Source organism: Streptomyces sp. TLI_185 (assembly GCF_003814765.1).
GTDB lineage: Bacteria > Actinomycetota > Actinomycetes > Streptomycetales > Streptomycetaceae > Streptomyces.
Map to the genome: position 1 here is coordinate 9155478 of NZ_RKRB01000001.1, position 16955 is coordinate 9172432.

Annotated in this window: 18 protein-coding genes; 9 read left to right on the plus strand and 9 right to left on the minus strand. The window is 71.2% G+C overall.

From position 1 onward, the window contains the following. The first annotated feature begins 11 nt into the window (after nucleotides 1–11). Genes EDD92_RS41955 through EDD92_RS41975 form a run of 5 tightly spaced genes read left to right on the plus strand, consistent with a single transcriptional unit; the run spans nucleotide 12 to nucleotide 4237 of the window. Entirely contained in the window at nucleotides 12–1361 is a 1350-nt protein-coding gene (locus EDD92_RS41955; protein ID WP_123969124.1) for an L-fuconate dehydratase, read from the plus strand. Beyond that, a complete protein-coding gene (locus EDD92_RS41960) occupies nucleotides 1358–2113 on the plus strand; it encodes an SDR family NAD(P)-dependent oxidoreductase (protein ID WP_123969125.1) in 756 nt (251 codons plus the stop codon). Before EDD92_RS41955 ends, EDD92_RS41960 begins: the two co-directional genes overlap by 4 nt. Further along, nucleotides 2110–3096, plus strand: a complete 987-nt coding sequence (locus tag EDD92_RS41965) for an aldo/keto reductase (RefSeq protein ID WP_123969126.1) — start codon at nucleotides 2110–2112, stop codon at nucleotides 3094–3096. The genes EDD92_RS41960 and EDD92_RS41965 overlap by 4 nt, the downstream gene beginning before the upstream one ends. Then, nucleotides 3093–3407: an L-rhamnose mutarotase gene (locus tag EDD92_RS41970; protein ID WP_123969127.1), complete on the plus strand. Its 315-nt coding sequence runs from the start codon at nucleotides 3093–3095 to the stop codon at nucleotides 3405–3407. The genes EDD92_RS41965 and EDD92_RS41970 overlap by 4 nt, the downstream gene beginning before the upstream one ends. Beyond that, complete coding sequence (locus EDD92_RS41975; protein ID WP_123969128.1) at nucleotides 3404–4237, plus strand: amidohydrolase; 834 nt, start codon at nucleotides 3404–3406, stop codon at nucleotides 4235–4237. Before EDD92_RS41970 ends, EDD92_RS41975 begins: the two co-directional genes overlap by 4 nt. Here EDD92_RS41975 and EDD92_RS41980 read toward each other — a convergent pair. The 3 genes from EDD92_RS41980 to EDD92_RS41990 form a co-directional block, all read right to left on the minus strand. Continuing rightward, nucleotides 4225–4608 (minus strand): hypothetical protein, encoded by a 384-nt coding sequence (locus tag EDD92_RS41980; protein WP_123969129.1) that lies wholly within the window; start codon nucleotides 4606–4608, stop codon nucleotides 4225–4227. The two genes, EDD92_RS41975 and EDD92_RS41980, sit on opposite strands and share 13 nt — an antisense overlap. Nucleotides 4609–4709: 101 nt before the next feature. Next, entirely contained in the window at nucleotides 4710–4952 is a 243-nt protein-coding gene (locus tag EDD92_RS41985; RefSeq protein ID WP_123969130.1) for a hypothetical protein, read from the minus strand. A 114-nt stretch (nucleotides 4953–5066) separates the two neighbouring features. Further along, a complete protein-coding gene (locus EDD92_RS41990) occupies nucleotides 5067–6491 on the minus strand; it encodes a lipase maturation factor family protein (RefSeq protein WP_123969131.1) in 1425 nt (474 codons plus the stop codon). 311 nt (nucleotides 6492–6802) lie between these two features. On the opposite strand from EDD92_RS41990, the gene EDD92_RS41995 reads away from it, so the two are divergent. Both EDD92_RS41995 and EDD92_RS42000 read left to right on the plus strand, forming a co-directional pair. Beyond that, nucleotides 6803–8890, plus strand: coding sequence for a SpoIIE family protein phosphatase (locus tag EDD92_RS41995; RefSeq protein ID WP_123969132.1), 2088 nt, complete (start codon nucleotides 6803–6805; stop codon nucleotides 8888–8890). Nucleotides 8891–8946: 56 nt separating this feature from the next. Continuing rightward, the gene (locus EDD92_RS42000; RefSeq protein ID WP_123969133.1) at nucleotides 8947–9810 is read left to right on the plus strand and encodes an Fpg/Nei family DNA glycosylase; all 864 of its coding nucleotides are present in this window, start codon (nucleotides 8947–8949) and stop codon (nucleotides 9808–9810) included. A 9-nt stretch (nucleotides 9811–9819) separates the two neighbouring features. On the opposite strand, the gene EDD92_RS42005 is transcribed toward EDD92_RS42000, so the two are convergent. The 4 genes from EDD92_RS42005 to EDD92_RS42020 form a co-directional block, all read right to left on the minus strand. Further along, nucleotides 9820–11133, minus strand: a complete 1314-nt coding sequence (locus tag EDD92_RS42005) for a serine/threonine-protein kinase (RefSeq protein ID WP_260327151.1) — start codon at nucleotides 11131–11133, stop codon at nucleotides 9820–9822. A gap of 69 nt (nucleotides 11134–11202) precedes the next feature. Next, nucleotides 11203–11859, minus strand: a complete 657-nt coding sequence (locus EDD92_RS42010) for a zf-HC2 domain-containing protein (protein WP_123969134.1) — start codon at nucleotides 11857–11859, stop codon at nucleotides 11203–11205. 151 nt (nucleotides 11860–12010) lie between these two features. Then, the gene (locus tag EDD92_RS42015) at nucleotides 12011–12526 is read right to left on the minus strand and encodes a hypothetical protein (protein ID WP_123969135.1); all 516 of its coding nucleotides are present in this window, start codon (nucleotides 12524–12526) and stop codon (nucleotides 12011–12013) included. Between the two features lie 157 nt (nucleotides 12527–12683). Further along, complete coding sequence (locus EDD92_RS42020; protein WP_123969136.1) at nucleotides 12684–13229, minus strand: sigma-70 family RNA polymerase sigma factor; 546 nt, start codon at nucleotides 13227–13229, stop codon at nucleotides 12684–12686. Nucleotides 13230–13464: 235 nt separating this feature from the next. Between EDD92_RS42020 and EDD92_RS42025 the strand changes: the two genes are divergently transcribed. Beyond that, nucleotides 13465–14625, plus strand: coding sequence for a CapA family protein (locus EDD92_RS42025; RefSeq protein WP_123969137.1), 1161 nt, complete (start codon nucleotides 13465–13467; stop codon nucleotides 14623–14625). Nucleotide 14626: 1 nt separating this feature from the next. Here EDD92_RS42025 and EDD92_RS42030 read toward each other — a convergent pair whose 3' ends face one another. Next, the gene (locus tag EDD92_RS42030; protein ID WP_123969138.1) at nucleotides 14627–15100 is read right to left on the minus strand and encodes a MarR family winged helix-turn-helix transcriptional regulator; all 474 of its coding nucleotides are present in this window, start codon (nucleotides 15098–15100) and stop codon (nucleotides 14627–14629) included. 57 nt (nucleotides 15101–15157) lie between these two features. Here EDD92_RS42030 and EDD92_RS42035 point away from each other — a divergent pair, with 57 nt between their 5' ends. Continuing rightward, nucleotides 15158–15973, plus strand: a complete 816-nt coding sequence (locus EDD92_RS42035) for an alpha/beta fold hydrolase (protein WP_123969139.1) — start codon at nucleotides 15158–15160, stop codon at nucleotides 15971–15973. Here the strand turns inward: EDD92_RS42035 and EDD92_RS42040 are convergent. Further along, a complete protein-coding gene (locus tag EDD92_RS42040) occupies nucleotides 15970–16851 on the minus strand; it encodes a hypothetical protein (protein WP_185124307.1) in 882 nt (293 codons plus the stop codon). The two genes, EDD92_RS42035 and EDD92_RS42040, sit on opposite strands and share 4 nt — an antisense overlap. Between the last annotated feature and the right edge of the window lie 104 nt (nucleotides 16852–16955).

Genomic DNA, 16955 nt, shown 5'->3' on the forward strand with positions numbered 1-16955 from the left:
AAAGGCCCTCCGTGTCCTCGACGCCCGGCTCCTTCTGCCGCATCACCGCGGTCGACACCTACGACATCCGGTTCCCGACCTCGCGCGAGCTCGACGGCTCCGACGCGATGAACCCGGACCCCGACTACTCGGCCGCGTACGTCGTGCTGCGCACCGACGGCGAGGACGGGCAGGAGGGGCACGGATTCACCTTCACCATCGGGCGTGGCAACGATGTCCAGGTCGCCGCGATCCACGCGCTGCGTCACCACGTGGTGGGACGGTCCGTCGACGAGGTGTGTGCCGACCCGGGAGTCGTCTACCGCGACCTGATCGGGGACAGCCAGCTGCGCTGGCTGGGGCCCGAGAAGGGCGTGATGCACATGGCGATCGGCGCGGTCGTCAACGCCGTGTGGGACCTGGCGGCCAAGCGTGCCGACAAGCCGCTGTGGCGGCTGCTTGCCGAGGCCGAACCCGAGTGGCTGGTCGGGCAGATCGACTTCCGGTACCTCACGGACGCGCTCACCCCCGAGGAGGCGCTGGAGATCCTGCGCCGGGGCCGCGCCGGCTCCGAAGAGCGCACGGCACGGCTGCTGGAGCGCGGCTATCCCGGCTACACCACCTCCGCCGGGTGGCTCGGCTACAGCGACGAGAAGCTCACCCGGCTGGCCGCCCAGGCGGTCGCCGACGGGTTCACTCTGATCAAGCTCAAGGTGGGTGCGGACCTCGACGACGACGTCCGGCGCTGCCGGGTCGCCCGCGCGGTCGTCGGCCCCGGCATCCGCATGGCCATCGACGCCAACCAGCGCTGGAACGTCGACGAGGCGATCCGCTGGACCAAGGCCCTCGCCGAGTTCGACCCGTACTGGATCGAGGAGCCCACCAGCCCCGACGACGTCCTCGGCCACGCGGCCATCCGCACGGCGGTGGCTCCGGTGAAGGTGGCGACCGGCGAGCACGTCCAGAACCGGATCGTCTTCAAACAGCTTCTGCAGGCGGGTGCGCTCGACGTCCTCCAGATCGACGCGGCTCGCGTCGGCGGCGTCAACGAGAACCTCGCGATCCTGCTGCTCGCAGCCAAGTTCGGGGTGCCGGTGTGCCCCCACGCGGGCGGCGTCGGCCTGTGCGAACTCGTCCAGCACCTGTCGATGTTCGACTATGTGGCAGTCTCCGGTACCACCGAGGACCGGGTGATCGAGTACGTCGATCACCTGCACGACCACTTCCTCGATCCGGTGGTGATCCGCGAGGGTCACTACACGGCACCGATCGCGCCCGGTTTCTCGGCCGCCATGCGTCCGGAGTCGATCGCGCGGTACACCTTCCCCGACGGCGACTTCTGGGTCGCCGACCTCGAAGAGAAGAAAGGACGGGCGGCATGACCGACTTCGAGGGTCTGAGGGCCCTTGTCACAGGCGGAGCCTCCGGTATCGGACGGGCCACGGCCGAACTCCTCGCCGCTCGCGGCGCCCAGGTCGCCGTCCTCGACCGCGACCCCGTCTCGGTCGGCAAACCGCTGCTGGCCCACCGGGCCGACGTCACCGACGACACGTCCGTTCGGGAGGCGGTGGCCGCCGCGGTCGCCGAGCTCGGCGGCCTCGACATCGTGATCAACAACGCGGGCGTCGGCGCACAGGGCACCATCGAGGACAACGACGACGCCGAGTGGCACCGCGTCCTCGACGTCAACGTCGTCGGCATGGTCCGGGTCGCCCGCGCCGCCCTGCCCCACCTGCGCCGGTCGCAGCACGCGGCGATCGTCAACACCTGCTCCATCGGCGCCACCGCGGGTCTGCCGCAGCGAGCCCTGTACTGCGCGAGCAAGGGCGCGGTGTATTCGCTGACCCTTGCCATGGCCGCCGACCACGTCCGCGAGGGCATCCGCGTCAACTGCGTCAACCCGGGTACGGCGGACACCCCGTGGATCGGCCGCCTGCTGGACGCGGCCGACGACCCCGCCGCCGAGCGTGCCGCGCTGGAGGCCCGCCAGCCCACCGGCCGGCTCGTCAGCGCGGCCGAAGTCGCGGGCGCCATCGCCTACTTGGCCAGCCCCCTGTCCGGCGCCACCACCGGCACCTCGCTCGCCGTGGACGGCGGCATGCAGGGCCTGCGCCTGAGGCCGGTGGGCCAGTGAACCGGCTCGGCAGCAGCGGCGTCGAGGTCAGCGCCCTGGCCTTCGGGGGCGCGGTCATCGGCAACCTCTACACCGAGGTGAGCGAGGAACAGGCGCACGAGGCCGTGGCCACCGCCTGGCAGCAGGGCATCCGCTACTTCGACACCGCCCCGCACTACGGCCTCGGCCTGTCCGAACGCCGCCTCGGCGCCGCCCTGCGCGAACACCCCCGTACCGCCTACACGATCTCCACCAAGGTCGGCCGCGTCCTGGAGCCCTCCGGCGAGGGCGGCGACGACCTCTCGAACGGCTTCGCCGTGCCTGCCACCCACCGCCGCGTGTGGGACTTCAGCGCCGACGGCGTACGCCGCAGCATCGAAGCCAGCCTGGAGCGGCTCGGCCTCGACCGCGTCGACGTCGTCTATCTCCACGACCCCGACGACCACGCCGAACAGGCCTTCCACGAGGGCTACCCGGCGCTGGAGAAGCTGCGCTCGGAAGGCGTCGTGGGCGCCATCGGCGCGGGCATGAACCAGGCCGAGATGCTCACCCGTTTCGTCCGCGACACCGACGTCGACGTCGTCCTGTGCGCCGGCCGCTACACGCTCCTCGATCAGCCGGCGCTCACCGAACTCCTGCCCGCGGCACAGGAACGCGGCGCATCGGTGGTCATCGGCGGCGCCTTCAACTCCGGTCTGCTCGCCGACCCCAAGCCCGGCGCGACGTACAACTACGCGGCCGCTCCGGCGGAGTTGCTGGACCGCGCCCTGCATCTGAAGGCGGTCGCGGACCGGCACGGCACCACGCTGCGCGCCGCCGCCCTCGCCTTCTGCGCCGCCCATCCGGCAGTCGCAAGCGTCCTCGTAGGAGCTCGCTCCGCTGCGGAAGTACGCGACTGCGCCGAGCAGTTCGCGGCACCCCCTCCCGCCGCCTTCTGGCAGCAGCTGCGCGCGGAAGGGCTCCTGCCGACCGAAGCTCCCGTACCCGCCGAGGAACCGTCATGAGAGTCGCCCTGCACACCAAGGTCCGCGCGGACCGCATCGCCGAGTACGAGGCCGCCCACCGCGAGGTCCCCGGGGAACTCACGGACGCGATCCGCGCAGCCGGAGCCACCTCCTGGACGATCTGGCGCAGCGGCACCGACCTCTTCCACGTCCTGGAGTGCGAGGACTACGCCCGACTCCTCGCCGAACTGGAGAAACTCCCGGTCAACATCGCCTGGCAGGCCCGTATGGCCGAACTGCTGGACGTCGTGCACGACTACTCCGACGAGGGCGCGGCCGCGGGCCTGCCCGCGGTCTGGGAGCTGCCATGACGGTGGACGCCCACCACCACGTGTGGGACCTCTCCGTCCGGGACCAGGACTGGATCCCCGAACACAGTCCGCTCCGCCGCAACTTCACCCTCGACGACCTCACCCCCGAGGCGCACGCGGCCGGAGTCGACCGCACCGTGCTGGTACAGACGATCACCGTGCCGGAGGAGACCCCGGAGTTCCTGCAACTCGCCGCAGCCCACGACCTGATCGCCGCGGTCGTCGGCTGGACCGACCTCACCCGCCCGGACATCACCGACGAACTCTCCCGCCTGCGCGAACTCCCCGGCGGCCACTACCTCAAGGGCATCCGCCACCAGGTCCAGGGCGAACCCGACCCCGAGTGGCTGCTGCGCCCGGAGGTACGCAGGGGCTTGGCGGCCGTGGCCGAAGCGGGCCTGGTCTACGACCTCGTCGTCCTCCCGCACCAACTGCCGGCCTGCACCAAGGCGGCCGCCGCCCTCCCCCAACTCACCTTCGTGCTCGACCACTTGGGCAAGCCGCCCATCGCCTCCGGCGCCCTGAAACCCTGGGCGGCCGACCTCCACGCCCTCGCCGCCCTGCCCAACACGGTCGCCAAACTCTCCGGCCTGGTCACCGAGGCCGCCCCCGACGCATGGACCGTCGACGACCTCCGTCCGTACACCGACACCGCCCTGGAGGCCTTCGGCCCCGCCCGCCTGATGTTCGGCTCGGACTGGCCGGTCTGCACGGAAAAGGCGACCTACGGCGAAGTCCTGTCCGCCGCAGGCGAGTTGACCGCCCACCTTGCCGAGAAGGATCGCGTCGCGATCCTCGAGGGAACGGCCACCCGCGTCTACGGACTCTGATCAGGACGGGCGGAACGGTAGGTGGCGCTGCCGCCGACATCGGCGACGACCGTGGGACAGACCCGGCATGCGGCCGCGCCACGCTGCGCGAACCAGCGGCAGTCCGCCCGGATTCCGCAGACGGGCAGGGGCCCGCCGGCCGGGTTCTCCGGGTGCCGCGGACCGCGGCCCGGGTCCGGTGGATCGTCAAGGACGTGGCCGACGACACCGCACCGCCTGCCGGTCCACTGTGCGCATCCCTCCTCCGTGCACGGCCCGGTGAACCGGTAGCGGCTCTCGGGCCGCCCGGATGCCTTCAGACGATCGGCGAGAGCGCGGTCGACGACCACCGGATCGGGCAGATAGGCCAGGCGGCCAGACGCCGTCGCCACACCCGGCAGCGAAGTGCCCTCCGCGCAAGAGGGGCTGGGACAGGCCGGTGGCCGATGCCCCGAAGGCCTGCCCGGCGACGTCGAGGAACCTTCGGGATGGGTCACCGCATGCCCACCTGACCTGCGGCGTAGTCCTGCACCGGGGCAAGCACCTCCTTCGCGGGGTCGCCGTACCACCAGACCTTCGGGTTCACGGCCACCGGGAGGGCGGCGCGGGGAGCGAGCTCGCCGAGTGCCGGCGCAGCGGCCTGGGCGATCGCCCGGCCGACAAGCTGCTGCTGGTCCTCCGTGAGCTCGACCCCGGTGACGACGAACTTGAACTCGTTCTTGAGGTGGTGGCTCATGGCAGTGCTCCTCGGCGGTCTCCGGACGACCCCGCCCCGACGCCAGGAGGAGCTGTCGGCGGCGGCAGCCCGCGCAGGCCATCCGGGTGAACCCGGGCGGCGCAATCCCCCCGCTCAGGACCTCTGAGCCACCCCCGCCAGCCGCGTGGGCGGCAGATACTCCCGCACATACGTCCGCTCCCAGCACGCTCCCGTCTCCCGCAGCTCCCGCCAGCTCGTGTACTCGTAGCGGAAGAGGCGGGCCCGGACGTAGCGCGGCGGGGCGTCGGGCGGGAACGGGGAGCGGCGCAACAGGCGCAGCGTGTCGCGGTCGTTCTCCAGCAGCCGTTCCACCAGGGCGCCGAACCATGCGCCGGCATACGAGGGCGAGAGCGCGGCGAACCACATCAGCCAGTCGAGGCGCAGATGGTAGGGCGCGAACTGGCGGGGCCAGCGTCGTGGATCGCCCGGCTTGCCCTTGAACTCGTACTCCCGCCAGTCCGAGTCCTCGTGCGGTACGGCGTCGTCCGTGCCCTCGACGACCACCTCGTAGCGGATCCGGCTGACGCTGCCGAACGCGCCGTAGGTGTTGACCAGATGAAGGGGGTCGAAGGAGCGGTTCATGATCTGACGGCGGGAGATCATGTTCGTGACCGGGTGGTAGCTGAGCCCGAGGAGCAGCGCGGCGACTGCGAGGACCACGACCTCGTACCAGAGCGGGGCGCCGGGCACGGGGGAAGGCGCGCCGGCCGGGAGCTCGAGCGCGGAGACGGCGAGCACGATGGTGATCCAGTTCAGCCAGGCGAAGTTGCCCGACAGGACCAGCCACAACTGGGTGACGATCATCAGTGAGGCGGCGGCCGTGGCGACCGGCTGAGGGGTGAACAACAGCACGGGGACGATGAGTTGGGTGACGTGGTTGGCGGCCACCTCGATGCGGTGCAGGGGCCGGGGAAGATGGTGGAAGAACCAGCTCAGTGGGCCCGGCATCGGCTGTGTCTCATGGTGGTAGTACAGGCAGGTCAGCTTCCGCCAGCACGCGTCGCCGCGCATCTTGATCAGGCCCGCGCCGAACTCCACCCGGAACAGGATCCAGCGCAGCAGGAAGAGGACCATGATCGGCGGGGCTACCTCGTCGTTGCCGAGGAAGACCGCAAGGAAGCCCACCTCCAGCAGCAGCGACTCCCAGCCGAAGGCGTACCAGGTCTGGCCGACGTTGACGATCGACAGGTACAGCACCCAAGGGATGAGCCACAGCAACATCCCTGCCCAGAGCGGGAGTTGGGAGTCCAGTCCGGCGATCAGTGCCGCCGAGACCGCACAGCCCGTCCAGGCGCAGGCTGCGAAGAAGCGGTCCGAGTAGTGGAGTTGGAACAGGCTGGGTGCCTGCCTGAAGCGCACCCGGCCGACGAAGCGGGGGACCGGCAGCATGCCCCGCTCGCCGATCAGCGCACGGAACTGCAGGGCTGCCGTCAGGAACGCCACGAGGTACAGCCCGGCCAGAGCCCGCTGGAAGACCAGCCGGCTCCACCAGTACTCGGGTGCGATGAACCACTCCACGGCCGTGCGCGCCCCTCTTTGCGGCTGAACCGCCGCCGCTCTCGCGGACGGGGCTGCTCGCCGTCGTCGTTCCGCAAGGGATGGCTGCGGTATTCCTTGCTTCCATCATGACGCCTCTCCCTCGAGTCCCAGGCCAAACGGCTGTAACGCAGACAATGGGGAGGAATTACTCCAAGTGATGACGGAGGTCGGGGGGCGACAAGACGTCCTCCCCGTACGAGTCGGCCAACGGCTGCGCGACCCAGACGCAGGCGGGAATTCCTCGTCGCATCCCGGTCGAAGAATCGCGTGAACCCTGGCAAGGTGGGCCCATGGTTGATCGGGGCGTGAGCGCCCTGTCTCTCCCGGACGACTGGCCCGCCCACCCGGATCCGATCCTGGCGCTCAACCGCATGGGCAGCTTCGACTGGGACCTGGACACCGGTCTGTTCCACATGGACGCCCAGGCCCACGAGGTCTTCGACCTGCGCCCCGACGAATACGACGACCACCCCGAGACACTCGCCGTCCGGGTCCCCAGACCCGAGGCCTACCGGCTCGACGGCCTGGTCGCCCAGGCCCTGAAGGACGGCAGCGAGAACTACGGCGCCTACTTCCGCATCCGCCGCCGCGACGGCACCCTGCGCTGGACCCACACCCAGGGCTACATCCGGCGCGACGAGACGGGCCGCCCGCGCCGGATCATCGGCATCGTCCGGGACGCGACCCAGGAGCTGAGCGAGAGCCAGGACCGCCGCGAGGAGGCCGCCGAGGACGCGGCGCGGCGCGAGCAGACCAACGTCGTCCAGCTCACCACGGCCGCCCTCGCGCACGCCCGCACCGTCCAGGACGTCATCGACGTCCTCAAGGACACCCACGGCCTCACCCACCTCGGCGCCACCAGCCTGGTCATGGGCCGGGTCGAGGCCGGCCGCATCCGGCTGATAGCCGAGGGCCCCGCGGGCAGCTTCGTCCCCGGCACCGACGTCACCCGCATCGACGAGCCGTACCCGATGAGCGAGGTGGTACGGACCCTCACGCCCCGCTTCATCGAGTCGCCGGAGGAGTTCGCCAAGAGCTACCCCCTGCTGTGGCCGCACCTCACCGGCCTGAACATCACGGCGGCCGCCTATCTGCCGCTGATCGTCCAGGCCCGGCCGATCGGCGCCATGGGCCTGCTCTACAGCGACCGGCGCGGCTTCTCGCCCGAGGAGCGCAACGTCCTGCTCGCCCTCGGCAGCAGCATCGCGCAGAGCATGCAGCGCGCCATGTTCTACGAGCAGGAGAAGGACCTCGCCACCGGCCTCCAGCAGGCGATGCTGCCGCGCACCATCCCCAGCGTCCGCGGCGCCGACGTCGCCGTCCGCTACCGCTCCGGTTCCGCAGCGGGCTCCCTGGGCCGGGACATCGGAGGTGACTGGTACGACCTGATCCCGCTGCCCGGCGGCCGGGTCGGCGCCGTCATCGGCGACGTCCAGGGCCACGACACCCACGCGGCCGCCGTCATGGGCCAGCTGCGCATCGTGCTGCGCGCCTACGCCGCCGAGGGCCACACGCCCGCCACCGTGATGGCCCGTGCCTCCGTCTTCCTCCACGAGCTCGACACCGACCGCTTCGCGACCTGCCTGTACGCGGAGGCCGACCTGGCCACCGGAGTGGTCCAGGTGGTCCGGGCCGGCCACATCGACCCGCTGATCCGGGATGCCGACGGCAGCTGCCGCCGTATCTCCCTGCCGGGCGGACTGCCGCTGGGTCTGTCCGCCGAGTTCGGGCGCCTGGAGTACCCGGTCGGCACTCTCGAACTCGACCCCGGCCACACCCTCCTGCTGTGCACCGACGGCCTGGTCGAGCAGCCCGGCGCCGACCTCGACGACGGCATGCGCGCCCTCACCGCCCTCATCACCGGTGGCCCGGACGACGTAAGGGATCTCGCGGACTGTCTCATCTCCGTGGCCGAGGAACGCGGCGGCGACGACGACGTGGCCCTGCTCCTGCTGCGCCGCCGCGGACTGGACGCCCAGCGGTCCGGCGGCCGGCTCCAGCAGCACGTGGCCCCCGGCGACCCCGAGGCCCTCACCGAGGCCCGGCACATGATCCGGGCCGCTGTGCGCGCCTGGGGCGCCAAGGAGCGCGCCGACGAGATCGAGCTGGTCGCCGATGAAATGATCACCAATGCGCTGATGCACACCGAGGGATCCGCCATCGTCACCCTCCGGGTCCTCGCCGGCAGCGAGCGGCGGCTGCGCGTCGAGGTGGAGGACTCCTCCAGCGCCCTGCCGCGCCGCCGCGAGGCGGGGGAGTCGGGGGTGTCCGGGCGGGGCCTGCTCCTGGTCGACCTGCTGACGGACGTGTGGGGCGTGGAGGCGCGCGGCGGCGGCAAGTGCGTGTGGTGCGAGTTCGTGGTCCCCGAAGGCGACTGAATCCGCTGCCACCGGTCCCGCCCGCCACTGTCGGTGCCGGGTGGCACTCTGGACGTATGCCGGAACTCCCCGAGGTCGAAGCGCTCAAGGACTTCCTCACCGAGCACCTGGTCGGTCACGAGATCGTGCGGGTGCTGCCCGTCGCGATCAGCGTCCTCAAGACGTACGACCCCCCGCTGACTGCCGTCGAGGGCCGCGAGGTCACCGCCGTGCACCGGCACGGCAAGTTCCTCGACCTGGAGACGGACGGCGGCCCGCACTTCGTCACCCATCTGGCCCGTGCGGGCTGGCTGCACTGGAAGGACCGGCTCCCGGACGGCCCGCCCCGCCCCGGCAAGGGCCCCCTCGCCCTGCGCGTGGCCCTGGAGACGGGCGAGGGCTTCGACCTCACCGAGGCGGGCACCCAGAAACGACTCGCCGTCTATTTCGTCCACGATCCCCAGGAGATCCCGGGCGTCGCCCGCCTCGGCCCCGACCCGCTGGCGGACGACTTCGACGAAAGCCGGCTCGCCGCACTTCTCAGCCCCGAGCGCCGCCAGCTCAAGGGCGCACTGCGGGACCAGAGCCTGATCGCCGGCGTGGGCAACGCCTACAGCGACGAGATCCTGCACGCCGCGAAGATGTCCCCGTTCAAACTGGCCGCGACCCTCACCCCCGAGGACACCGCCCGCCTCTACGAGGCTTTGCGCAGCACGCTCACCGAGGCGGTCGAGCGCTCCCGGGGGGTGGCGGCCGGCCGTCTGAAGGCGGAGAAGAAGAGCGGCCTGCGCGTCCACGGCCGCACCGGCGAGGCTTGCCCGGTGTGCGGCGACACGATCCGCGAGGTCTCCTTCAGCGACTCCTCGCTCCAGTACTGCCCGACCTGCCAGACGGGCGGCAAACCGCTCGCGGACCGGAGGATGTCGCGGCTGCTGAAGTAGCCGCCCGGCTCAGCCGCCCGGCCCCTTCCGGCCCTTCGTCCTGTCCTTGCCGTGCTTGTCCTTCCCGCCGTGCTGCTCGTCCTTGTGGTCCTTCGGCTTCGGAGGAGTGGGCCTCGTGGACGGGACGGCAGAGGGCGGCGTGGCGGGGGCGGTGGCGGTTCCGTTCGCGGGTCGCGAGGTGACGGCCGTAGGTGTCGAGGACGGTGTCCGAGTCGGCGCCGGACCGGGCGAGACGGTCGAGGCTGGGTTGTCGCCGCCGGAGTTCAGCGCGGCCCCGAGGGCCGTGGCCGCGGCGAACAGGGCGACGGCCGCGCCACCCAGCAGGGCCTTGGACGCCTGCCTTCGCCGGTTGCGGCGGCGGGAATGCGTTGCGGGTGAGCCGGTTCGGGGCGGCGGTGCAGACGTGGCGGCCGACGGCGTGGGGCTGAGAGTCCTGCTGTCCGGTTCCGCGGGGATCACCGGGTCCAGCGGCTCCGTCGGTTCTGTCGGGTTCGCTTCCCAATCCTGCGCGCCCAGCCACTCGGCCGCCTCCTCCGCGGTCGGCCGCTGCGCGGGGTCCTTGGCCAGCAGGCGCAGCACGTAGTCGGAGAGCTGCCGGGGTATGCCCGCGCTCAACCGGTGGGGCGGCGGCGGGGCGGCGTCGACGTGCTGCTGCACCACGGCGAGCGAGGTCGTGCCTGTGAACGGCGGGCGGCCGGTGAGCAGTTCGTACAGCACGCAGCCGAGCGAGTAGACGTCGGAGGCGGGCTGCGCGGACCGCCCCAGGGCCCGCTCGGGAGCAAGATAGTCGGCGGTGCCGAGGATCTTTCCGGTGGCGGTCGCGGTGCCGGCGCTGTCGTCGGTGAAGCGGGCGATGCCGAAGTCAGTGATCTTCACGGTGCGGCCGGTGGTCAGCATGACGTTGGCGGGCTTGATGTCCCGGTGGATCACACCCTGGCGGTGCGCGGCGGACAGCCCCTGCGCCACCTGCGCGGCGATGGCGGCCGCTTCCTGTGCTGCCAGGGTTCCGCGCCGGGACCTCTCCCGGGCCAGGGTCCAGCCCTCCACGAGTTCCATCACCAGATGGAGCCGGCCGTGATCGGAGCCGAAGTCGTACACGCCCACCACATGCGGATGGTTGAGGCGGGCCGTGGTCTGCGCCTCCATGCGGAACCGCTCGATGTCGGTGGTGTCCTCCGCCTTCAGCAGCTTGATCGCCACCGGACGGCCCAGGACCTGGTCGGCCGCGCGCCACACCTCGCCCATCGCGCCGCTTCCCAGCAGTTCCTCCAGCTGATAGCGGTCCGCCAGCAGCACGTGCACACCCATCCCGAATTCCGACATCGCCACTGTCTACAGCGCAGCGTCGGACGGGGGTGTCACACCGGGCGGTGAGGCACTGCGGCGGTGGTGCTAGCGGGACTGGAGCGTGACGAGATGCTCCCCGTCCGAGGCGCGGAGCTCGTAGCGGGCGATCTCGCCGGTGTGCATGGAGGAACTGCCCTGCATCGTGATCGGGCGGGCGTCGTGGCTGGGGACGGTCCAGCTGGTCAGGATCTGCTCGGAGCCGTCGCGGCCGACGGCGATCAGACGACAGGCGCGCGGGCCCGCACCGTCCTTCACCTCGAGCTTGACCTGGCTGCCCGAATACTCGTCCTGGGTGGTCACCTGCGCCCACACGCCCGACTTCGCGTCGGTCGCCGCGATCCGCACCGTGTCGGCGGTGCCGCCGCCGGCCATCGTCATCGCGATTCCCGGCCCGGCCACCCCGATCGCCAGGGACGCGGCCACGGCGTACAGGAAGCGCCGCCGGCCGGCCCGGTGCCGGGCCGCCACCGCGCCGAGCAGCCGGTCGAGCAGCTGCGGGCCGGGACTGGTCATGGGGCTCACGAACCGTGGCGTCGCCCGGCGGTACAGCATCATCTGCCGGGTGATGGGCCCGAATTCGGTCACGTGAGCGGCGCAGCGCGCGCACTCCATGAGGTGGTCCTCGAAGCGGAAGGCGTCCGCCTCGTCCAGCACGCCGAGCGCGTACGCGGCGACGTCGCGATGCCTCTCCTGGGACCTCATGCCGAATCCTCGTGCCGTTGGGTGCGGGTGGGGTTACTCCTTGCTCCCACCGGTACGCACCAGACAGTCGAATCACTCAAGGCGCCCACAGAATCGCAACCAAGGGATTCGGAGCGGCCAGGCCCGCGGATTGGTCCAAATCAAAACGAGTCTAAAAAAGGTGGATGGCGAGGTGGCCCAGGGGCAGGCCCAGTTGCCACGCCTTCGTCCACACCTTCGGACCCTCGTCCTCGCCGACCACCGCAGCGCCGCCCGGCACCGCGTTCAGATCGGGTGCGAGCAGCTCGGTCTCCTCCAGCCAGCGCCAGGCCGCCCGGGCCAGTTCCACATCGGGTGCGGGGCCGCCGGATTCGGCCGCCTGGGCGACCAGCTTCGCCATCCGTTCGCGCACCCAGTCCTGCCACGGCTGGTCGTACGCCGTCAGCGACAGCCAGGTCTCCAGCTGGGAGACGACCCGGATCCCCGGGAGTTCGCCGTCCGTGTCCGAGAGGAAGACGGTCAGCGCCAGGGCGTCCCGCCCGGCGCGGAACTCGAAGGACGTCGGTGGCATCAGGTCGCCCGTCCGCAGCAGCTCGTCGGCGATGTACTCGGCGTACAGCCAGGCCATCGGGACGACCAGTTCACCGCCGCCGGTGCCGTCCGTGCTCTCTTGACCTCTGTGCAGCATCCCTTCCTGCCTTCCTCCGGTGCGTGCGCGTCGCCCGACTCCGGGCCCCGGTCGCGGGGCCCCGAGCCCCCAGTCCGGAACACGGATGAGGACAGCTGATTGCTCAACCGGGGTCCTCAGCAAGGCGCTTTACGGAGGTTTGACTCAGCCGTCGGTTTCACCGCAGGTCGGCTGCGTAACCCGGAAGCACCCGGCGCAGGGCGCGCAGCGCGTAGTACGCGCGGGACTTCACCGTACCGGGCGGAATTCCCAGGGTTTCGGCGGCTTCCGCCACACTCGCCCCCTGGAAATACACGAGCACCAGGACTTCACGGTGCTCCGGAGTGAGTGTCTTCACAGCCTCGCGGACGTCGAGGGCGGCGGCGGCCCGCTCGGCGTGGTCGCCGATCACCCGCGCGTTCTCCAGGACCGCGTCCCCGACCTCGGGCGGCCGCGCCTGCCGGGCCCGCCGCGCGTCGATGGCGAGCCGCCGTCCCACGGTCATGAGCCACGGCCGTACGGAGTCGAAGTCGTCGGCGCGCAGCGCCTCGGGATGCTGCCAGGCGCGCACCAGCGTCTCCTGCACCAGGTCCTCGGCGCGCTGCCGGTCGCCGTCGCAGAGCCGCAGCAGGAGCGCAAAGAGGGGGCGGCCGTGCTCGCGCTGCAGCGCGGCGAGCTCGTGCTCGGCGGTCGTCGCGTTCGTGAGGGTGGTTCCGGCCGTCATGGCCGTATGGCATCGCAGGGTGCCGCCTCGGGACAGGGTCCGTACCGGGATCTGCGGCGGACGGTCGATCGCGTCGACGAACGGTACGACGAACGGTCCCGCGTGCGCCCCGCGAGCGGTCCGGAGGGTCTGTTCGCGGGCACCGGACGGGCTAATCGGGGTGGCGCGGTTGTTTGGCCGCGCGTCCAGGTTCGTACCTATTTATGCGTAAATGTGACAACAGTGGGGTGAGCTGATGATTGCACGGAGACGACAGGTTGCCCTGGCCCTGATGGCCGTTCTGACCGCGGGCGCGGCCTGCCAGGCCCAGCATCGGCAGGCGTCCACTCGGGTCGGAGAGCCGGGGGCCCCGGCTGCGTCCGCGGATCGCGCCTTCACGCTGGTCGCCTCCGGCGACATCATCCCGCACAGCTCGATCATCGACCGTGCCCGTTTCGACGGCGGTGGCGCCGGCTACGACTTCCGGCCGATGTTCTCCGGCATCAAGCCCGTCGTCTCACGTGCCGATCTGGCGCTGTGTCACATGGACACCGTCTACGGGGCGAACGGCCACTACACGGGCCGCTCCCTGTTCAAGTCCCCGCCCGAGATCGCCCAGGGCCTGGCCGCCACCGGTTACGACGGCTGTTCCACCGCCTCCGACCACAGCCTCGACGACGGTGCCGACGGCGTCCGCCGCACCCTCGACGCCCTGGACGGCGCGGGCGTACGGCATGCCGGTTCGGCCCGCACCGAGGCCGAGGCGCACACCGTCACGATCCTGCGCGCGGGCCCCGCCAAGGTCGCCCACCTCGCCTACACCTTCGACACCAACGGCGTCCCGCTGCCCCAGGGCGCGCCGTGGGCCGTCAGCCTCCTGAACGAGAACCGGATCACCGAGGACGCCCGGGCGGCCCGGCGGGCGGGCGCCGACGTGGTCGTCGTCTCCGTGCACTGTGGCACCGAATGGCAGGACGCGCCCGACCAGCAGCAACTCGCCCTGGCCCAGCAGCTCACGGCCTCCCGCACCGGCGGCCGCCCCGACGTCGACCTCGTCCTGGGCACCCGCGCCCATGTCCCGCAGGCGTACGAGAAGGTCAATGGCACCTGGGTCGTCTACGGCCTGGGCGACCAGATCGCCGGCGAGATGTCCAACAGGTCGGGCGCCCAGGACCCGCGCGGCAACCAGTCCACGCTCGGCCGCTTCACCTTCACCCGGCCCGCTCGGGAGGGTGGCCGCTGGGAGGTCACCAAGGCGGAATTCGTTCCGCTGATGTTCGACGTCGACGCCGGGCGCGCGGTGAACCTCAACCAGGCCATCGCCCAGGGCGCCGAGGTGAAGGCGGTGCGCGACGCGATCCGCAACGTGGTGCTCAGCCGGGGCGCGGCCAAGGACGGGCTGACCATGGGGCAGTAGGTCAGTCCACGTCCACGTGGTCGAAGGTGCGCAGCATCTCCTTCAGCACACGAACGCACGCCCGGAGCTCGGCGTCGGTCAGATCGCCCCCGACCTGCCGGTTCAGCGCGTGCTCACGTGCGAGGATCGCGGTGATGACGGCCACGCCCTCGTCCGTGATCCGGATCAGCGAGGACCGCTGGTGCGCGGGGTTGGGTATGGCCTCCGCCCAGCCGCGGTCCGTCGCGTCGTTGACCATGCGCTGCACGAACTGCCGGGTCAGCGTCATGACCCGGCCCATCTGAGGCACCGTCATGGGCCCGTACCTGTGCAGCAGCGCCAGGACGGAGCGCACGCCGACGGACACCCCCTCGACCTCTTCGCCCTGCTCGAGCTTGCGCAGGCCGCGCCGGTAGAGCGCGCCGATCAGGTCGAACACCTCGCTGATGCGATGGCCGAGGTCGTCGGGTGGCAGCGGTGCGTCGATGTCGTTCACCCGGCCATCATGACACCTTGGTTGCCAAAGTCGCCCGAAGATGACACCTTGGTTGTCATGACAGTTGCTTCGGAACTGAGCTGCTTCACGTCCACCGACGGCGATCTCGCCTACCGCGACACCGGACAGGGCGACCTCGTGGTCCTGCTCCACTCCGGATACGTCGACCACCGCGTGTGGAACGACCAGATCCCCGCCCTGGCCGCCGAGTACCGCGTGATCGCCCCGGACGTACGCGGCCACGGCTCCTCCGCCAACGCCACCAAGCCCTTCCGCTGGGCCGACGACCTCGCCGCCCTGCTCCGCCACCTCGACGCGGGCCCCGCGGTCCTCGTCGGCGTGTCGATGGGCGGCGTGATCGCCACCGACACCGTGCTGGAGTACCCCGAGCTGGTGCGCGCGGTGGTCACCTGCGGTGCGGCGACCGGCGACTTCCAGTACACGGACGACTGGACCCGTCAGATCCAGGCCGAGTACGCCCGCACCCTGGGCGCCGGCGACATCGAGGGCTGGCTCGATGTGTTCGTGCGTGTCGTGCCCGGCCCGTACCGCAGCGCCGACGACGTCGACCCGGACATCTCACGCCGGTTGCGGGAGATGGCCTTCAACTCGATCTCCAAGCACACGCCCGGCGAGAAGGACTGGCTCGTGCGTGTGACCGACTCCTGGTCCCGCCTGCCGAAGATCGACGTCCCCGTGCTCACCGTCAACGGCACTCTGGAGCCCCCCGAGTTGCTGGACGCGGCCGAGCGCCTGGCACGTACCGTCCCCGACGGGCGTGCGCGGACCGTCGAAGACACCGCCCACTACCTGAACCTGGAGAAGCCGGAGGTCTTCAGCAAGATCCTGCTGGAGTTCCTCCGCGCTCTCTAGGAGGGGCGGCTCGGCGAGGGGGACGGGCTCGGAGAGGCAGACGCGGGCGGATAACTCGGGTGCAGGGAGGAAGAAAGGGGAGCCAGGTCCCTGCACAGCGAGGCCGGAAAGGCCGGCGCCCTGCGCTGCACGACCCGGCAGCCTCCCGCCGCCCCCTCGACGATCGGCACCCACCCGGACTTCTCGGCCCGGAAGAACCAGCGGTCACCGAGCCGGGACGAGCAGCCGGGCGCCGAGTCGTCGCCGCAGGCCGGTCCGGTCCGCCAGGAGAAGTCCATCACCAGCCACTTGCCGTCGCACTCCTGAGAGTCCCGGTAGGTGTGCTCGGGCGCGTCGACCGCCATCAGCGCCTGGTCGTAGGAGGCGTCCGTACAGCCGGTCGCCGGCGGGGTGCAGCCCAGCTTCCCGCACAGCCGCAACGCGGGCGGCTCGGCCCCCTCGGCGGTGAACTGCACATAGTGGTCGACGACCACCTTCCGGCTGCCCAGGGGGACGGGCAGCCGGACCCGCGCCGTGGCCGACCGCTCCTTGGTGCAGCCGGAGCTCCGGTCCCCCGACGGGGAGGAGAAGGTGAGCTGGACCCGCACGAGGTCCTTCTGCACGGGGTCGGTGAGCAACGCCTTGAAATCCCGCACACACGCGCGCGCACCGCTGGGCACCTGCGCTTCGAGCAGCAGCGTACGGCCGCCGTCGGCGAGACGGGCCCCGGTGACCTCCGAGGGCTCGAAAATCGTCCACGGAATCGGCCCGGTCGCCGACGGCGACGCTTGCCGGCCGGCCACCTGCGTCCCGCACCCGCCGAGCAGCAGCACGGCCACCACACCGAGCGCGGCGGCCACGAACACCCCGCGCCTGTCACGTCTTCCAGCTGATCCCATCGGTTCTCAATCCCCCCGTGTCGCACCGGTGTTGCCCGGGCCGACGCAGAACTCTAGTGCCGTGACGCAGTTCACCGGAAAAGGGTGACAGGACGTTGTCGCGG

Coding starts and splice junctions, on each gene's coding strand:
- EDD92_RS41970 (WP_123969127.1), top strand. CDS start 3,093: ATGAGAGTCGCCCTGCACACCAAGGTCCGCGCGGACCGCATCGCCGAG.
- EDD92_RS42015 (WP_123969135.1), bottom strand. CDS start 12,526: ATGCTGCACAGAGGTCAAGAGAGCACGGACGGCACCGGCGGCGGTGAA.
- EDD92_RS42020 (WP_123969136.1), bottom strand. CDS start 13,229: ATGACGGCCGGAACCACCCTCACGAACGCGACGACCGCCGAGCACGAG.
- EDD92_RS42025 (WP_123969137.1), top strand. CDS start 13,465: ATGATTGCACGGAGACGACAGGTTGCCCTGGCCCTGATGGCCGTTCTG.
- EDD92_RS42040 (WP_185124307.1), bottom strand. CDS start 16,851: ATGGGATCAGCTGGAAGACGTGACAGGCGCGGGGTGTTCGTGGCCGCC.
- EDD92_RS42005 (WP_260327151.1), bottom strand. CDS start 11,133: ATGTCGGAATTCGGGATGGGTGTGCACGTGCTGCTGGCGGACCGCTAT.
- EDD92_RS42000 (WP_123969133.1), top strand. CDS start 8,947: ATGCCGGAACTCCCCGAGGTCGAAGCGCTCAAGGACTTCCTCACCGAG.
- EDD92_RS41995 (WP_123969132.1), top strand. CDS start 6,803: ATGGTTGATCGGGGCGTGAGCGCCCTGTCTCTCCCGGACGACTGGCCC.
- EDD92_RS42010 (WP_123969134.1), bottom strand. CDS start 11,859: ATGAGGTCCCAGGAGAGGCATCGCGACGTCGCCGCGTACGCGCTCGGC.
- EDD92_RS41960 (WP_123969125.1), top strand. CDS start 1,358: ATGACCGACTTCGAGGGTCTGAGGGCCCTTGTCACAGGCGGAGCCTCC.
- EDD92_RS42035 (WP_123969139.1), top strand. CDS start 15,158: ATGACAGTTGCTTCGGAACTGAGCTGCTTCACGTCCACCGACGGCGAT.
- EDD92_RS41985 (WP_123969130.1), bottom strand. CDS start 4,952: ATGAGCCACCACCTCAAGAACGAGTTCAAGTTCGTCGTCACCGGGGTC.
- EDD92_RS41975 (WP_123969128.1), top strand. CDS start 3,404: ATGACGGTGGACGCCCACCACCACGTGTGGGACCTCTCCGTCCGGGAC.